The sequence below is a fragment of the Hymenobacter crusticola genome (assembly GCF_002154225.1).
Classification (GTDB): Bacteria; Bacteroidota; Bacteroidia; order Cytophagales; family Hymenobacteraceae; genus Hymenobacter; species Hymenobacter crusticola.
In genome coordinates this window covers 256,625-271,864 of sequence record NZ_MTSE01000004.1, presented here as the reverse complement: position 1 = coordinate 271,864, position 15,240 = coordinate 256,625, and the positions used below count along the sequence as shown (strand labels likewise).

Here is a 15,240-nt window from a genome sequence, read left to right as displayed (position 1 = left end):
GACGGAGCTGGGCTGGTGCGCTTAGCTTATTCCTGCTCACGGCCATGCCTACCCTAGCGCAAGCGCCTGCGCGCGCCAACGAGCCTCAAGGACGCTTTCTGCGGCCCAAGGTGCAGGTGGGCGAAATCATTGACTACGAGCTCAGCTTTGCGCACGCCCCAAGCCTAGACGTTATCTTCCCTGACTCCACGGCCGCGTTCAAGCCCTTCGAGTATGTGGGCAAAACCTACCGGCCAACCCGCACCCGCCAAGGCCGCAGCCTCGACCGCACCATTTATCATCTGCGTACCTTTAGTCTCGATTCGGTGCAGCAGCTCAGCGTGCCCGTCACCATCCTGCGCGGCAACGATACCTTGACGGTGGCCACGCCGCCGGCCGTGGTGCGGTTAGCGCGCACCGCTCCTATTGCGCAAGCGGAGGCGCCGCCGGTGTTGCGCCAAGATACGGCCCTGCTGCCGGTAGCTTCCGAGTTCAACTACCCGTATGTGCTAGCGGCCGTGGGCGTGTTAGCGTTGGCCGTGGCCGTGCTAGGCCTAGGGTTCGGTCGTCGGTTGCAGCAGCGTTATCTACGCTATAAGCTGCGCAAAAACCACGTGTACTTCTTGGCTCAGTATGCGCGCCACGTAGAGCGTTTTACGCTTTCCCGTTCACTTACGAACATGGAACGCGCTATTACGCTCTGGAAAAACTACCTCACCGGCCTCGAAGATAATGGCATCAATAGCCTAACGACGAAGGAGATAGTAGCGCTTTACCAGAATGACCCCGACGTAAGACACGCCCTGCGCTTAGCCGACAAAGTGATTTACGCCAACCAGTTCATGGAAGATGAAGCCGAAACGGACCTAGCTTTCACTATGCTCCGCAACTTCGCCGACCGGCGGTATCAGTCAACAATTACTAACTACCAGTTACCGTCCGGTACTTAACAGTCATTCTTTACCCGTCACTTCCGCGCGCATGTTCGAACAGCTTTGGCAGCATTTCCTGGGTCCATTGGTGGATAGCTTGCGGTACGCGACGCTTGCTAGCTACTCCTGGCAGGAGCCGCGGCTATTGTTGCTCGTGCCGCTGCTGCCCTTGCTCTTCCTGGCCCGCTGGGCGCTGAATCACCGGCGTCGGGCGCGGCTGGGTGTGGCCTTCGTGGCCGGGCAGGTGCGCCGCGACTGGAGCGCGCTGCTCCGCTTCATACCCGACGTGGTACTGTTCCTGAGCCTAGCTTTTGGCATCGTGGCCCTGGCCCGTCCGCAGCGCACCGATGAGCGGGTAGTGCAAACGGGAGAAGGCGTAGACATCCTATTGGTGCTCGACGTATCAGGGTCGATGGAACTGCAAGACTTGCGCCCCAACCGCTTGGAGGCCGCTAAACGGGTAGCGCAAGAGTTTACCAATGGCCGGGTGGGCGACCGGCTAGGCTTAGTGGTTTTTGCCGGCGACGCGTATTCCGTCGTGCCGCTCACCACTGACTATGAGTTGCTGCGCGAAAGTATCGCGGGCCTCAAGCTGGGCATGATTCCGAACGACGGTACCGCCATTGGTTCGGCCCTAGGCGTAGCCACCAACCGCCTACGCGATTCGCGGAGCCGCTCTAAGATCTGCATTCTTATTTCAGATGGCGAGAACACCGCTGGCAGTCTCGACCCGCTCACGGCGGCCCAGCTCGCCCACGCCTATGGCCTGAAGCTTTATACCATTGGCCTAGGCAAGGATGGCATCGTACCCTACGGCACCGACGAAAACGGCCGCCCTCGCTTCGTAGAAACCCGCCTCGACGAAACCACCATGCGCCAACTCGCCCAAGCCGGCGACGGCCAATTCTTCCGTGCCACCGACAACTCTGCCCTACGTCAGGTATTCCGCCAGATCGACAAATACGAGAAATCGGAAATCAAGCAAACCCGCTTCCGCAACACGAAAGACTATTACCGGCTTTACTTGTTTTGGTGTGTAGGTTTGTGGCTCGCGTGGCTGGCCCTGAAGAACACCTTCCTCACAAACGCGCTGGAAGACTGAATCCGGTTAACAGTTATCCATTGCCAGTTGCCAAACTGGTTGCCTGAGTAGGCGCGGACTACCCGTACACGCTACAGGAATTGGTAACTATTAATTGTTAATTGATAATTGAAAATGTCTATTGCTGAAAACATTCACCACTTCGAAGCGCAGTTGCAAGGCACCAATTGTCGCCTCGTCGCCGTCACCAAAACGCACCCCGTAGCGCTGCTCCAAGAAGCGTATAACGCCGGAGCTAGGCTCTTTGGCGAAAACAAAGTGCAGGAAATGGCCGCCAAGCAACCTGAGCTACCCGTCGATATTGAATGGCACCTCATCGGCCACTTGCAGACAAATAAGGTCAAGTACATCGCGCCTTTCGTGCATACTATTCAGAGCGTCGATAGCGTGAAGCTGCTGCAAGAAATTGAGAAGCAAGGCGCCAAAAACGGGCGCCTCATCAACTGTTTCTTTCAGTTCCATATTGCCGACGAAGAAACTAAAACGGGCCTTTCGATTCTTGAAGCGGAAGAAATTTTGCAGTCGGAGGCGTACCGCGCCATGCGCCACGTGCGCCTCACTGGCGTGATGGGCATTGCCACCAACACCGACGACGAAGCCCAACTCCGCCGCGAGTTTCAGGAGCTACGCAGTTACTTTGAAAAGCTGAAAGCTAGCTACTTCCCTGATAGCGAGGCCTTCCGTGAAATCTCGATGGGCATGAGCGCCGACTATCGCTTGGCTATCGAGGAAGGGAGCACGCTCATCCGGGTTGGCAGCGCTATTTTTGGGCACCGCAACTACGCTACTTCAGCATCTTAGCGTTGTATTGTACTTCATTTTCTTACCTATGACTGCTCGCGTTATCATTCAAATTGCCGCATTGCTCGGAGGCCTAGGTGTGGCTATTGGTGCCTTTGGGGCTCACGGTTTGCGCGCCATGCTAGAAGCCACCGGCCGCTTCGACACCTTTGAAACGGCCGTTCGCTATCAGTTTTATCACACGCTGGCCTTGTTGGCCGTAGGCGTACTGTTTCAAGTCCGCCCTGATCTGCGCGGGCTAGGTACCGTGAGCTGGTTTTGGCTGGTGGGCGTGGTGATATTCAGTGGCTCCCTTTACACGCTGTGTTTCACCGGCATCACCAAGCTAGGTGCTGTTGCTCCTATTGGTGGCCTTTCCCTGATTGCCGGCTGGATAGCGCTGCTGTGGGCAGCACGCCAGCTATAATCGCCTTACTCCCAACAAACAGAAAGAGCGACCTCGCGAGGTCGCTCTTTCTGTTTATCGCTGACGAAGCAATCAATTACGACTTCTTCTTCGCTTTGATTTTGTTGTCGGTGGCTTTCACCTTCTGCTTGGCATCAGCAGTCGAAGCATCGCTGGCCGGGGCCACGGAAGCTGAAGCCGTCGTAGCATCAGCTACGGTGCCTACCAGCGAAACCATGGCGTTGCCACCAGCCGAATTCGACTCAATGGTCAGCACTTTGTTCTGCATGCCCATTTTGCCGGCGCTGTTGAATTTAGCCGTTACGGTACCGGTTTTGCCGGGCATTACAGGCTCTTTCGTCCAATCGGGCGTGGTGCAGCCGCAGCTTACACCGATGTTCGAAATCACGAGCGGCTGCGTGCCAGTATTTTTGAACTTGAATGTGTGATCAACGATGTCGCCCTGCTTGATGGTGCCGAAATCAAACTTATCGGTCTCAAACTGAATCTGGGGACCAGCTACTTTGGTAGTAGCGTTAGCAGGCTTAACGGCTGCCGTCTGGGCTTGTGAAGCAAAGCCAGCCAGCGAGAGGGCCATGGCCAGAACAAGTGCTTTTTTCATGGGTGAAGACGTTAGAAAAGTATGTTTGACAAAAATACGTGTTTGTAGCAACTAGCAGCGTGAGAGCTTTTAGGCTTCGGTTCCAGTTTCGGAGGTAGTAAGGTACTAACGGATTTTTAAATTCCTTAGCATCCAACAATTTGACTTTGTTGCACAACCTAGCTTTCCTGGGTTTGTTCGTTGTGCTCGGCTCTTTTACTCCTCGCCGAGTAGTTTGTCGTTGAAATTCAACAAGAACAATCGATCGGCCGCACGGGTGATGGCCGTGTACAGCCAGCGCGCAAACTCGGAGTTTACCATGTCCTCCTTCAGAAAACCGTGGTCGACGAACACCGCTTGCCACTGACCACCCTGCGCTTTGTGGCAGGTAAGGGCGTAAGCAAACTTCACCTGCAAGGCGTTCAGAAATGTATCTTGGCGCAGGGCCGCGCTTCGCTCGCGCTTGGTACCTAGGTGGGCGTAATCTTCGCTCACAGCTGTGTAAAGCGCATTGCTGCGGTCGGCGGGCAGGGCGGGACTTTCTGTGTGCAACGTATCGAGCAACAGCTTTACTTCCAGTTCGGGCTCGTCGGGGTAATCCACGAGTCGAACGCGGGCATCGGCGAAGTTGAAGCCGAACTCTTCGGTTCGCCGCACAATCTTCATCACCTGAACAAAGTCGCCGTTGGCGAGGAAACCCATTTCCGAGTCTTTCGGCAGCCAGAAATAGTTATTGCGCACCACCATCAGGTAGTCGCCTGCCTGAATTTCGTCTTCCGCATCAAAAAGCACCCGCCGGATGTACTGATTGTACTGATTGGCGTTCTTATTGGAGCGGCAGATGATGGTCGTGTTCTCGTAACCGAAGTTTTTGTAAGCCCAGCGCAAGCCGTCCTCTAGCTTGTCACCACCCATTTTGAAGATGTCGTGGTAGCCTTTGGTGAAAAATTGAATGGCCGGCTTCTCCTCTCGCAGTTCGTCGCGCAACACGGTGGCGTTCATCAGAATGCCCGATTCCTCCGCCTGACGCATCACCTGACGCAACTCCACCGAATCCACTTTGGCGCGGAACCGGTGTGCCAACAAGCTAGGATCAAGGGCCGGACTAAGCAGCTGCCCCACCGGCGGTAGCTGGGCCGTGTCGCCAATCAGCAAGAGGCGGTTGGTAGGCTTCTCAAACACGTAGCCCATCAAGTCGTCGAGCAAGCCGTTTTCGCCGAAAGCCTTCTCATCCGAAATCATGGAAGCCTCGTCTACGATGTAGAACATGTCGGCTGTGCGGTTGGGCTGGCGCTGAAACGACAGCTTTTCGGAAGTTGAGCCAGAGGTTTGGCGGTAGATTTTCTTGTGGATGGTGCTGGCCGGCACCCCTGAATAAGCACTCATCACCTTGGCGGCCCGGCCGGTGGGCGCCATCAGCGTGTACTTGCGGCCCATGCGGTGCAGCCACTGCACCAAAGCACTCACCACAGTCGTTTTGCCCGTACCCGCGTAACCCCGCAACACAAAGGCCTTGCGACCCGGCAACTCATCGCGCAGAAACACATCGAGCTGCTGAAAAAGCGCCGCTTGGTCCTGGGTAGGCTCAAAAGGAAAGTAATCTCTTAAAGAGGGAGTCCGAACTGTTAACATAGATCACAAAGATACATCATACCCTATGCCGCAGGCAGCTATTTCCAACCTAGGTAAGCTTCCCGGTAATCCCATAAGCCTGCGCGTCTTCCGCCGTCCAGATAGTCTCTGACAATGCCATAGTCGCTGCTTGGGGGCGCATCAACAGCTAACAAAGGCATATCGTGTTTCATTCCCTCCCAATCACATCCCATTTCGAGGAGTTTGCTCTTGCTTTTGCCTCTTACTAAGTATTATCATTAATAGATTCTTTGTCAAGCACATAAGCGAATAAGGCTTTTATCTAGCTGCTCGTTTTTAAACATTATACAGCAGGCTCAACAACGGCCATCGTAGCCGATGCCTTCGCAATCATCTTATCGTCGCACCATACTTCGGCTTCGCAGAAGTGTAGGCGGCGGCCGGCTTTCAGCACCCAGCCCACGGCACGTAGCTTCGCCCCTACGCCGGGGTGCAGATAAGAAACCCGCAGATCGGCCGTTACTACCCCGTAGTCATCGGGTACGAGTGTGACGGCGGCAAAGCCGGCTACTAGGTCGGCCATGGTGGCTACCAGGCCGCCGTGGGCGAAGCCACGGTGCTGCTGGTGCTTTTGCTCCAAGGCTAGCTCCGCTTCTACTCGGCCAGGTTCGATAGTGGTTAGGTCGGCGCCGATAAGGTGCATGAAACGCTGGGTGATGAGCTTCTGCCGAATTCGGGTGGCTAAATCTAGCGTGGAGGCGGCGTTTTGCGTAGGAGGCATTTATCAGAAGCTATGCACTATTTTTTAATGTGCTAATGCGGCTGTTGATTAGCAAAAAATTTGGCTACTAACTTATCCTTCGATCAGGCTAGTAGTTATCAAAAGTACCCCCTTTGCCGCGCCCCACCAACCTTTCCACACCGATGTCAACTCCCTTTACTCCTAACATCCTAGGTGCTTACACCAACCAGGTCCGCGTGCGTGTGTGCGGATTGCTCGTGCACGAAGGCGCGATTCTGCTCACCGCTCACCGTGGCTTGCTCCCCGACGAGGCACTGTTCTGGTCGCCGCCGGGCGGGGGCTGGCAATTTGGCGAATCGGTGCAGGAGTGTTTGCAGCGGGAGTTTCTGGAAGAAACAGGCCTCGCCATTACGCCCGGCCGCTTTTTGCACCTGCATGAGTTTGGGGGCAGCCAACTCCAGGCACTAGAGCTATTTTTCGCCGTTACGCCTACCGACCCCAACGCTCTCCCCGTGCTGGGCTCCGACCCCGAGCACGCCGCCGATGCCCAGCTACTCACCAAACTTGCGTTCAAGCTGCCGCGCCAACTGGTGAAGCTGCCGCCCCAGCAAGTGCACCCGGTACTGCGCCACATCATCAGCCCCGACGACCTCTACATCCCGCAAATCCGCTTTCGGTAGCTAGCCATTATCGCATGCTGGCTAGCAGTTTAGCTTCCATGCACCGCTGCTGCGACAATTCTTGACCATCTCTACCAGGTACAAAAACAATAACGCAAGACCAACAACCAATCACCTAGGAACGAACTTCGTACCTTTGGGCTCCTATTTCGTGTTGCCTCTTTCTCGATCGTTCCGTGTTTGCATCTGCTCCCGCTGCTTCCGTACCTGTTGCCCAACACCGCTTCCGCGACGAAACGCTGGACCCCGCCAACCCGAGTGCCTATAATCTTTACCTCACGGCGGGCGCGGCGGGCATACGCCTAGGTCTGGTGGAGGTACAACGCAACAAGTTTGTCTTGCTGGAAGACTACGCCGTGACGGCTACTTCCCCGTTGGCAAGTCAGCTACAGGCCCTTGCTACGCAGCATGAGTTTCTAAACCAATCGGGTTGGCAGCACGTGCGGCTTGCGGTGCAAAACCGTTATTTCACCCTGCTACCGGCGCCACTGTTCCGACTCGGCGACGAAGCCACGTACCTGCGCTTGCATCACCAGCTCGACCTAGCCCAGGAGAGCCCCCATTATTACGAGCACATTGGGCTCGATATGGTGAGCGTGTTTGCTGCGGAGCAATCCGTTTCGACCTGGCTGCAAACGGCTTATCCTACCGGACGCTTGCTGCACCAAACCAGCGCCCTGATTGAAGGAGTAGTTCACCAGAGCAAGCAATCAGCACCTAGGCAGCTGTATCTGCACGTTAATCCACAGGAGCTGACCCTGGTAGCTGTACACGGCAAGCGCCTGGAATATTGCAACGTATTTCCCTTCAGCAGCCCCGAAGACTTTATCTATTATACCATCTTAGTTATGCAGGAGCTGCAACTGAACCCCGACCAAGATAACTTGGTCGTGTGGGGCGACTTGCTGCCTGATTCCGAGCTGTTCACCATTCTGCGTAAGTATGTTCGGCACGTCCGCTTCGGCACGCGCCCGTTCGACCTAGCTTATAGCTACCGCCTCAACGATACCTTCGACTACCGTTACTTCGAGCTATATAGCCTGCATCTTTGTAAGTAACCTCGGTAGAGTGACTGAGTGGCTTCGCACTGAGTAACTGAGTGATTGTTCTCGTACCTTGCTGGGCTATATTCCTCACTCAGTCACTCTCGTATGCGCATCGCACTATTCCCTGGCTCTTTTGATCCGTTTACAAATGGGCACCTCGATGTAGTGCGCCGCGGCACGGCCTTATTCGACCAAGTAATCATTGCCATTGGCAACAACAGCAGCAAGACACGCTACCTGCCAGTGGAACAGATGATTACACTTATTGAATCTGTTTTTCAGGACGAGCCGCGGGTGTCAGTTCAAGCTTACCGAGGCCTTACAGCCGATTTTGCTAAGCAAGTTGGGGCCCGGTTTCTGCTGCGTGGGCTGCGCAATACCACCGACTTCGAATACGAAAACACCATTGCGCAGGCCAATCGGCACGTGAATCCAGAATTGGAAACCGTGTTTCTGATTACCTCCCCAGCCTTGGCGGCAATTAGCAGCACCATTATTCGGGAGATTCATCGCTTTGGGGGCCCCGTCGCCGATTTTGTGCCTTTTACTTTACCACCGCCAGCTAGCTCCTAGCGGAGTGGTACCACGCGCAGACCTAGCACCCGACTGGTGTTCTCCGGATTAAGCACCGGCAGCACGATGTAGTTCAGCGCCGTGAGGGTCAGCTTGCCGCGACGCATCAGCTCCTCCTCATCGTCGCCTACCACAATGATATCGTGCACCTTGCGGGTGCGAGCGTTGAAGCTGACAATGAGTGTAGTGCCGTCTTTCTCAAACGTATTGTTCCAGTTTTCGCCCGCGGCCGTTTGCTTCTGCGCCGGCGTTGGCTCGAGACCTAGGTTTTGCTTCGCTGCTTCACGAGGCGGACCTAGCTTTCGCCGCAGTTGGTCGATGTTCCGGCCCACCAAAGCAGTCACATCGAAGGGGGCGTGTTCGGCGGGAGGGGGTTCCACCGTCGATACACGCTTCTCCGAAACGGTAGAGCGGCCTGTACAAGCCGCCATTCCAATAAGTATTAGTACAAGAGCAGAGTGGTAGAGTCGACGCATAGGCAACTCGCCTAAGTTTATTTTGCTCCTTCCTTGGCAGAATCAGTGCCAGCTTGTTCGCTGAGGTAGTGACGCACCACCAACGCAATGGAAGCATACGACTCGTCGAGCACTGCTAGGGCTTCTTGGGGAGTCATCCAACGTACTTCTTCAATGGATTCTTCAGCTTGGGGTTTCATCAGCGAATCGTCGAGACACTGCATGATAAACCAGCTCGTCTTCTTTAGAATTTTGTTGCCGTTGTAGGCGTAGGAGTGCCAGGTACTAGGCAGCTTTTCGCCTAAAACGACTGTGATACTGCACTCTTCCTCTACTTCGCGCAAGGCACCTACCCCAGAATCTTCTTCTTTCTTGAGTTTTCCCTTCGGCAAATCCCACATGCCTAGGCGATAAATCATCAGAAGCATCCCGTCTTTTACGACCAGACCACCAGCCGCTTTTACAATGCGGAATTGATCTTTCAGGTGTAAAATCAACCGCTTTTTTTTGCGCGCCAGCAAGGTCAGCGACTTCAGCTTTTTAAGCTTTTTCACTTCCATCAGGCGCAGCAGCCGGTCGATGAAGCCATCGGTCACGTCCCGCATCAGTACATCGCCAATCAGATCTTTGGACGTAAACTCGTCCTCCGGATTCAAGATCAGGTCGTAGCGGTGCTTGTACACTTTCTCGCTGTTCTTCTTGATAATCAGCGGGATATCATTAATAAAAACATTCATCGCGCAGGATGATATGAGGGCAAATGGGGAAATGAGACGATTTATGCCACAAAACACAGCATAAATATTGGCAAACGGAAATTCGCCTAGGTCGGGCAAGATACGTGATGTGCCCGGTTCAGTTGTGCAGCTAGCAGTGGGAAATGAAAATAGATCGTAGAAGCTGAACAGGAAAGTACCCCCGCCGGAAAGGCCCGAATAGCATCCCTCGAACCTAGGTTGCCGTTTAGAGTAACTCTGCCTTTCACCCTACTTTGCCCTAATGAAAAAAATAGGCTTGCTATCCGACACGCACAGCTACCTCGACGAACGCATCTTGCACCACCTAGCCGACTGCGACGAGATATGGCACGCTGGCGACTTTGGCACGGCCGCCGTTATAGAAGCCCTGGAGGCGCTAGCTCCGTTGCGCGGCGTCTATGGCAATATTGATGGGCAAGATGTACGCCGAACCCAACCTTTGGTGCAGCGCTTCGAAGTAGAAGGCCTGCACGTACTCATGACGCACATTGGTGGGTATCCGGGGCATTACAGCCCCGCGGCACGCCCCTTAGTGACGCACGAGCGACCAGGTTTATTTATCAGCGGGCACTCGCACATTCTGAAGGTGATGCCCGATCCGAAGCTGCACCTGTTGCATTTAAATCCGGGGGCGGCTGGCCGGCACGGCTTTCATACAGTGCGCACACTCCTTCGCTTCGAGGTGGAAGCAGGTAAGGTACAGCAGCTGCAAGCCGTGGAGCTAGGTTTGCGGGCAGGGTGAGTACAGCGTAAGACAAATAAAAAGCGCTTTCCTTTTGCAAGAAAAGCGCTTTCTGAATTTTTATAGCCGACCGACACCGGTGGCAGGCCGCTCTACAGAGCGATTTCGGGCTTGGGGTGCTCGCCTTCCTGGCCGTCTTCGTTCACAGGCTTGGTGATGGCTTCAGCCTCGTCGAAGCCTTCAGTACCAGTTTGGTTTACTTTTGCTTCTTCGTTAGGCTCCGGCTGAGTGGCAGCAGGCGTTACTTTCTCTACTAGGTCGCTTACTACTTCCTTGGCTTTTTCTACCACGTCAGCGTGAGCTACTGTGTCAACCACGTCTGAAGCAACTTCTTTCACCTTATCGATTGCCGAGGTAGCAGCTTCTTTAACGGAAGCAACTACGCCGGTAGCAGCCGGTGCACTTGCAACTGCAGGAGTAGTGCCCGTCGTGGTGAAACGCGACTTGAGTTCTTCGAGGTCCACGTTCTTCAGAACGGGCGTCAGGAGTAGTTGCTTGATGATACGCTGCTTGTTGTTGGCACGCGCAATGTTCTTGCGGTGCTTCCGCTTGAGGCGAGTAGTGCTCATATCCGGGTCGGTTAAAGTCGATTTGTAAATTGGAGGGCAAAAGTAAGTCTTATTTTTGAATCGCGAAAACATCTGCCTGTCACTTCTTTCGGCCTTACCCTCAGCCACTATGCCTGCTCCAATTATTGATCTGCGTTCCGATACCGTTACGCGCCCTACGCCAGCCATGCTGGAAGCTATGTTTCACGCCCGCGTTGGCGACGACGTATATGAGGAAGACCCCACCGTGCGAGAGCTCGAAGAAACGGCCGCGGCTCGCTTTGGCCTGGAGGCCGGCCTGTTTTGTCCTTCTGGCACCATGACCAACCAAATTGCCATTAAGGCTCAAACGGAACCCATGACAGAGGTTATCTGCGACCAAACGGCTCATATCTACTTGTGGGAAGTGGGCGGTATTGCCTTCAACTCTGGCGCCTCGGTGGCTTTGCTGCCCGGCGACCGGGGGCGTCTCTCAGCTGCTCAGGTAGAAGCAGCCATTCGTGACAAGAATAACGTTCACTACCCGCCTACCCGCCTTGTATGCCTAGAAAATACCAGTAACCGTGGCGGGGGTAGCTGCTACTCGCTCGAAAGCATCCAGGAAATTGCAGAAGTAACGCGCCGCCACGGCTTGAAACTGCACCTCGACGGGGCTCGTGTGTTCAACGCCTTGGTAGCCACCGGACAAAAAGCGGAGGAATACGGTCAGTATTTTGACTCTATTTCGGTCTGCCTGTCCAAGGGCCTAGGTACCCCAGTCGGCTCCGTGCTACTCGGCAGCAAAGAATTGATCCAGAAATCAAGGCGCATTCGTAAGGCCCTAGGTGGCGGTATGCGCCAGGCGGGCTACCTAGCGGCCGCCGGGCTGTACGCGCTAGAGCACAATGTAAACCGCCTAGCCGACGACCACCGCCGGGCCCAACAGCTTAGTGCTACGCTAGCGGCGCAACCGTACGTAGCAAAGGTGCTGCCCGCCGAAACCAACCTCGTTATTTTTCGCCTGGCGGATGAGGTTCCTGAAACGGCGTTTCTGCGGCATTTGGACGAACAAGGAATCCGGGCTTCTTCTTTCGGCCCGCAGATGGTCCGCTTTGTAACTCACCTAGACTTCGACGATGCCATGCTGCAACGCGTGGAAGCTGCGCTAGCCGCCATGCCAGTGCCTGCCTAGGAAGCCGCACATCTACCACCGAGTTAATTAGCTTTCGATATGGCTTTATCGACAAGCCATATTGAAAGCTAGCGGTAGTAAATCGAACTGGTAAATTGCTTAATTCGGCTAAACTTCGGATGGAGTTTATAATTTCTCGTACTAACATCCGAAGAGAAGGCAATAACAAGCTTCCGCAAGGCAGCTTATGTCAGCTACTTAATTCAGGGAAGCACTTCATTGCGGCGCGAGAAGGTTATTAAAGTTGCAGCTTAGTTAATTGTTTGCCTGTATGGCTCATGGAGCTTTCCGCCAGTTGCTAGCTTGGTGGTAGCAACACTTATGTGGCGGCATCGCTGTAGCGTTGGCCTTGTCTTTGCCTCCAAGCCATGCACGCGACCTGATCGTGTCATTACCTAGGTGGTGGTTATTTTTTCTATTGTTGTCCGGGGTTTACAGGCCTTTCATCAAACGATTGGCGCTGAGCACCGCACCGGAAGGTCTAACTACCTCTTCTAAACTAAATTATCCGTAGTCAGCCGAGCTAAGTAGTGATTCGGTCAGTGCGCTGCCTATTTTTCGTATTCATGAATCTTTTTCTTATCGGCGACGTCCACGGCTGCTGCCACACTTTTCAAACCCTGCTTCGTTACTGGCAGCCACAAGAGGAGCTTCTTATTCAAGTAGGTGACCTAGTGGACCGCGGCAATTTTGCGCCCGAAACCGTGGGGCTTGCCATGGAGTTGAACGCGACGTATCCTAGCCAAACGGTGTTCCTACGCGGCAACCACGAGGCTGGCATGATTCGGCACTACGGCCCCGATGGTCCTTTCCCCGAGTGGCTTAACTGGGGAGGGCGCACCACGGTACAGCAGTATGCCGTACAGCCTGCGCTGCTTCAGCTGCATTTGCGTTGGCTCGAGCAACGACCGCTGATTTGGGAAAACGACCACGTTGTGGCGAGCCATGCGGGCCTGGCCGATACGCCCGAGCCGTATGATGAAGACAACTTGGATGGTGTATTATGGCGACGTGGCCCTCTGCGCAATGTGGGCAAGCTGCAAGTCATTGGGCACACGCCTACGCCCAACGGCCTTCCCCTGTTCGACCGGCTTTCGCACACCCTCAGTATTGATACGGGTGCTTACCTAGGTCGCACGCTCACGGGTGTGAAACTTAATCCGCAGGGTGATATCCTGCAGATTGTGGCCGTTCCGGTTGACCCCAACGATATCAGCTGATTTCTCTAGCTTGCGGCATGTCTACTTCCGCCGAAGCTGCTCTGCTTTATCTGCGCCAAGCCGACCCTGTTCTGGGCGCCGTGTTCGACCGTTGCCCGCCCGTGCAGCCTAGCCCGCACGAAGACATCTACCTAGCGTTGCTGCGCTCTATTGTAAGCCAGCAGATTTCTACCAAGGCAGCAGCAGCTATTTGGCGCAAATTCGAGAGCTTGTTTGCGCCCGATGGCTACCCCGAGCCGCTGGCCGTGCTGGTGTTGTCGGACGAGGAACTGCGCGCTGTGGGCTTATCACGGCAGAAGGCGAGCTACCTGCGCGCCATCGCCGATTTTGCGCAACGCGACCAACTCGATTTTCAACATATCAGTAGCCTCGATGAGGAAGGTCTTACCCGTCACCTCACCAGCATCCGGGGCGTGGGTCGCTGGACGGCCCAGATGATTCAGATGTTCGCCCTCGACCAGCCCGACGTTTTCCCCGAAGGAGACCTAGGTATCCAAAATGCCATGCGTCGCCTCTACGGCCTAGAAGAAACCGGCCGCGCCTTGCTCACCCGCATGACTCAAATTGCGGAAACGTGGCGGCCTTACCGCACCTTGGCATCAAAGTACTTGTGGCGGTCGTTGGATAACATGCCAGCCTAGCGTTCATTCTAATCGTCGGAGGCGTGAATGACTGTTACTTCACTTTCCCACGTTTCACCAAGTAAGCGTACAGAACTTTATCGAATGGCTCGCGGGTATCGACGGGCACAAAATCGATCTTATATTGACCGCAGCGCAAAGCTAGCTCCTGCTCGTACTGACGCATGGCAGCCCGATACTGGTCACGCACTTGCGAGGGTTGGAGCTTCACCTGCTGACCAGTTTCCATGTCTTCGAACAGGTAAGGACGATCAGCAAAGTCGAAATCGGCTTCGGTAGCACGGTCCATAATATGGAAAAGCAGTACTTCATGTTGCTGGTGGCGCAGGTGTTGCAGCGCGGCCAAGGCTTCAGTTTGCTCTTCGCGCCCACGACCTAGCATGTCGCTGAACAGCACCACCAACGAGCGTTTCGGAATTTGCTGGGCAATCTGGTGAATCACCTTGGCTACGTCCGTGGGGCGCCGCGTAACGGGGCGCTCCAACTGCTGTTGGAGCGTGAGTAGCAGCGTGTGGCGGTGGGTGCTGGTGGAGCGCACTGGCGTTTGCAACTCAATCTGGTCGGAGAAAGTAACCAAGCCTACCGCGTCGCGCTGCTTTTGCAGGAGGGTAGTGATGGCCGCCGCGCATAGCACCGCAAAGCGCAACTTATCGTGGCTAGGCTCGGGGTAGTACATGCTCGGCGACACATCCAGCAGCAAGTGGCAGCGCAGGTTCGTTTCCTCCTCATAGCGCTTCACAAAGAGCTTGTCGGTGCGAGCTAGCACTTTCCAGTCGAGGTGGCGGGTGCTTTCGCCAGGGTTATAAAGCCGGTGTTCCGAAAACTCCACCGAGAAACCGTGGTAAGGCGACTGGTGCAAACCCGTAATAAAGCCCTCAACGAGCTGGCGCGCCAGAAACTCCAGATTCTCAAACGGACGGACGGCAGCTAAATCAAGTGGTTGGGCCATGGTGTACGAAGAATAAGCAACGGTTTCGGGTGCTTTAAGATAGCGACCTAGCAACATAGCGACCTAGCAACGGCCACTACACCGCTATATTTTTCGGCAAGCTACTTCCTTCCCCCCTCCTACTAATTCGCCTCGCGCTCGGGCGTGTTACGGTTCAGCTGGCGTAGCTATTCCGGTAAAGACACACCAACAACGGGCTAGTTGCGCCTTTCTTGTTGATGCTCAACAAAGCCAACGCAAATCTGGTTACAAAAAACTAAACTCCTGAATTTTTATATCCCGATCCACCGTTGTATTTTGCCCTGAAATTCAACCCTTTCAG

At 54.8% G+C, this 15,240-nt stretch carries 18 protein-coding genes and 1 pseudogene; 11 read left to right on the top strand and 8 right to left on the bottom strand.

From position 1 onward, the window contains the following. The first annotated feature begins 44 nt into the window (after positions 1-44). The 4 genes from BXP70_RS10350 to BXP70_RS10335 all read left to right on the top strand — a co-directional run bounded on the left by BXP70_RS10350 (position 45) and on the right by BXP70_RS10335 (position 3,220). A complete protein-coding gene (locus BXP70_RS10350) occupies positions 45-929 on the top strand; it encodes a hypothetical protein (RefSeq protein ID WP_086593991.1) in 885 nt (294 codons plus the stop codon). A gap of 31 nt (positions 930-960) precedes the next feature. Continuing rightward, complete coding sequence (locus tag BXP70_RS10345; protein ID WP_179197656.1) at positions 961-2,013, top strand: VWA domain-containing protein; 1,053 nt, start codon at positions 961-963, stop codon at positions 2,011-2,013. Between the two features lie 114 nt (positions 2,014-2,127). Continuing rightward, positions 2,128-2,814, top strand: coding sequence for a YggS family pyridoxal phosphate-dependent enzyme (locus tag BXP70_RS10340; protein WP_086593990.1), 687 nt, complete (start codon positions 2,128-2,130; stop codon positions 2,812-2,814). A gap of 28 nt (positions 2,815-2,842) precedes the next feature. Continuing rightward, on the top strand, positions 2,843-3,220 hold the full coding sequence (locus BXP70_RS10335) for a DUF423 domain-containing protein (protein ID WP_086593989.1): 378 nt from the start codon (positions 2,843-2,845) through the stop codon (positions 3,218-3,220). 76 nt (positions 3,221-3,296) lie between these two features. Here BXP70_RS10335 and BXP70_RS10330 read toward each other — a convergent pair whose 3' ends face one another. The 4 genes and pseudogenes from BXP70_RS10330 to BXP70_RS10315 form a co-directional block, all read right to left on the bottom strand. Continuing rightward, positions 3,297-3,821, bottom strand: coding sequence for a DUF1573 domain-containing protein (locus BXP70_RS10330; RefSeq protein ID WP_086593988.1), 525 nt, complete (start codon positions 3,819-3,821; stop codon positions 3,297-3,299). Positions 3,822-4,016: 195 nt separating this feature from the next. Next, entirely contained in the window at positions 4,017-5,432 is a 1,416-nt protein-coding gene (locus BXP70_RS10325) for an ATP-dependent DNA helicase (protein WP_086593987.1), read from the bottom strand. A gap of 38 nt (positions 5,433-5,470) precedes the next feature. Further along, positions 5,471-5,632, bottom strand: a pseudogene (locus tag BXP70_RS31035) (DUF4265 domain-containing protein); the annotation flags it as partial. Between the two features lie 104 nt (positions 5,633-5,736). Beyond that, positions 5,737-6,174 (bottom strand): PaaI family thioesterase, encoded by a 438-nt coding sequence (locus BXP70_RS10315; RefSeq protein ID WP_086593985.1) that lies wholly within the window; start codon positions 6,172-6,174, stop codon positions 5,737-5,739. A gap of 143 nt (positions 6,175-6,317) precedes the next feature. On the opposite strand from BXP70_RS10315, the gene BXP70_RS10310 reads away from it, so the two are divergent. From BXP70_RS10310 to coaD, 3 genes are all read left to right on the top strand, one after another. Next, on the top strand, positions 6,318-6,815 hold the full coding sequence (locus tag BXP70_RS10310) for an NUDIX domain-containing protein (RefSeq protein WP_086593984.1): 498 nt from the start codon (positions 6,318-6,320) through the stop codon (positions 6,813-6,815). 176 nt (positions 6,816-6,991) lie between these two features. Then, on the top strand, positions 6,992-7,873 hold the full coding sequence (locus tag BXP70_RS10305) for a DUF3822 family protein (RefSeq protein ID WP_179197654.1): 882 nt from the start codon (positions 6,992-6,994) through the stop codon (positions 7,871-7,873). Positions 7,874-7,966: 93 nt separating this feature from the next. Next, the gene (gene coaD / locus BXP70_RS10300; protein WP_086593982.1) at positions 7,967-8,434 is read left to right on the top strand and encodes a pantetheine-phosphate adenylyltransferase; all 468 of its coding nucleotides are present in this window, start codon (positions 7,967-7,969) and stop codon (positions 8,432-8,434) included. Here coaD and BXP70_RS10295 read toward each other — a convergent pair. After that, on the bottom strand, positions 8,431-8,865 hold the full coding sequence (locus BXP70_RS10295; RefSeq protein WP_086593981.1) for a hypothetical protein: 435 nt from the start codon (positions 8,863-8,865) through the stop codon (positions 8,431-8,433). The two genes, coaD and BXP70_RS10295, sit on opposite strands and share 4 nt — an antisense overlap. Before the next feature lie 62 nt (positions 8,866-8,927). After that, entirely contained in the window at positions 8,928-9,626 is a 699-nt protein-coding gene (locus tag BXP70_RS10290) for an NUDIX hydrolase (protein WP_086593980.1), read from the bottom strand. A gap of 262 nt (positions 9,627-9,888) precedes the next feature. On the opposite strand from BXP70_RS10290, the gene BXP70_RS10285 reads away from it, so the two are divergent. Next, positions 9,889-10,389 carry a metallophosphoesterase family protein gene (locus BXP70_RS10285; protein WP_086593979.1) on the top strand — a complete coding sequence of 167 codons (501 nt, stop codon included), beginning with the start codon at positions 9,889-9,891 and terminating at the stop codon, positions 10,387-10,389. A gap of 92 nt (positions 10,390-10,481) precedes the next feature. Here the strand turns inward: BXP70_RS10285 and BXP70_RS10280 are convergent, their stop codons facing one another. Next, positions 10,482-10,958 (bottom strand): hypothetical protein, encoded by a 477-nt coding sequence (locus BXP70_RS10280; protein WP_086593978.1) that lies wholly within the window; start codon positions 10,956-10,958, stop codon positions 10,482-10,484. Between the two features lie 109 nt (positions 10,959-11,067). On the opposite strand from BXP70_RS10280, the gene BXP70_RS10275 reads away from it, so the two are divergent. The 3 genes from BXP70_RS10275 (at position 11,068) to BXP70_RS10265 (ending at position 13,969) form a co-directional block, all read left to right on the top strand. After that, positions 11,068-12,108 (top strand): threonine aldolase family protein, encoded by a 1,041-nt coding sequence (locus tag BXP70_RS10275; RefSeq protein ID WP_086593977.1) that lies wholly within the window; start codon positions 11,068-11,070, stop codon positions 12,106-12,108. Between the two features lie 566 nt (positions 12,109-12,674). Beyond that, positions 12,675-13,328 (top strand): metallophosphoesterase family protein, encoded by a 654-nt coding sequence (locus tag BXP70_RS10270; protein ID WP_086593976.1) that lies wholly within the window; start codon positions 12,675-12,677, stop codon positions 13,326-13,328. A gap of 17 nt (positions 13,329-13,345) precedes the next feature. Continuing rightward, positions 13,346-13,969 (top strand): DNA-3-methyladenine glycosylase family protein, encoded by a 624-nt coding sequence (locus BXP70_RS10265; RefSeq protein WP_086593975.1) that lies wholly within the window; start codon positions 13,346-13,348, stop codon positions 13,967-13,969. Between the two features lie 34 nt (positions 13,970-14,003). On the opposite strand, the gene BXP70_RS10260 is transcribed toward BXP70_RS10265, so the two are convergent. Next, the gene (locus tag BXP70_RS10260; RefSeq protein WP_086594187.1) at positions 14,004-14,918 is read right to left on the bottom strand and encodes a DUF58 domain-containing protein; all 915 of its coding nucleotides are present in this window, start codon (positions 14,916-14,918) and stop codon (positions 14,004-14,006) included. Positions 14,919-15,240 lie beyond the last annotated feature (322 nt).

Coding starts and splice junctions, on each gene's coding strand:
- BXP70_RS10285 (WP_086593979.1), top strand. CDS start 9,889: ATGAAAAAAATAGGCTTGCTATCCGACACGCACAGCTACCTCGACGAA.
- BXP70_RS10340 (WP_086593990.1), top strand. CDS start 2,128: ATGTCTATTGCTGAAAACATTCACCACTTCGAAGCGCAGTTGCAAGGC.
- BXP70_RS10275 (WP_086593977.1), top strand. CDS start 11,068: ATGCCTGCTCCAATTATTGATCTGCGTTCCGATACCGTTACGCGCCCT.
- BXP70_RS10270 (WP_086593976.1), top strand. CDS start 12,675: ATGAATCTTTTTCTTATCGGCGACGTCCACGGCTGCTGCCACACTTTT.
- BXP70_RS10260 (WP_086594187.1), bottom strand. CDS start 14,918: ATGGCCCAACCACTTGATTTAGCTGCCGTCCGTCCGTTTGAGAATCTG.
- BXP70_RS10335 (WP_086593989.1), top strand. CDS start 2,843: ATGACTGCTCGCGTTATCATTCAAATTGCCGCATTGCTCGGAGGCCTA.
- BXP70_RS10290 (WP_086593980.1), bottom strand. CDS start 9,626: ATGAATGTTTTTATTAATGATATCCCGCTGATTATCAAGAAGAACAGC.
- BXP70_RS10295 (WP_086593981.1), bottom strand. CDS start 8,865: ATGGCGGCTTGTACAGGCCGCTCTACCGTTTCGGAGAAGCGTGTATCG.
- BXP70_RS10325 (WP_086593987.1), bottom strand. CDS start 5,432: ATGTTAACAGTTCGGACTCCCTCTTTAAGAGATTACTTTCCTTTTGAG.
- BXP70_RS10280 (WP_086593978.1), bottom strand. CDS start 10,958: ATGAGCACTACTCGCCTCAAGCGGAAGCACCGCAAGAACATTGCGCGT.
- BXP70_RS10330 (WP_086593988.1), bottom strand. CDS start 3,821: ATGAAAAAAGCACTTGTTCTGGCCATGGCCCTCTCGCTGGCTGGCTTT.
- BXP70_RS10315 (WP_086593985.1), bottom strand. CDS start 6,174: ATGCCTCCTACGCAAAACGCCGCCTCCACGCTAGATTTAGCCACCCGA.
- BXP70_RS10345 (WP_179197656.1), top strand. CDS start 961: ATGTTCGAACAGCTTTGGCAGCATTTCCTGGGTCCATTGGTGGATAGC.
- coaD (WP_086593982.1), top strand. CDS start 7,967: ATGCGCATCGCACTATTCCCTGGCTCTTTTGATCCGTTTACAAATGGG.
- BXP70_RS10350 (WP_086593991.1), top strand. CDS start 45: ATGCCTACCCTAGCGCAAGCGCCTGCGCGCGCCAACGAGCCTCAAGGA.
- BXP70_RS10265 (WP_086593975.1), top strand. CDS start 13,346: ATGTCTACTTCCGCCGAAGCTGCTCTGCTTTATCTGCGCCAAGCCGAC.
- BXP70_RS10310 (WP_086593984.1), top strand. CDS start 6,318: ATGTCAACTCCCTTTACTCCTAACATCCTAGGTGCTTACACCAACCAG.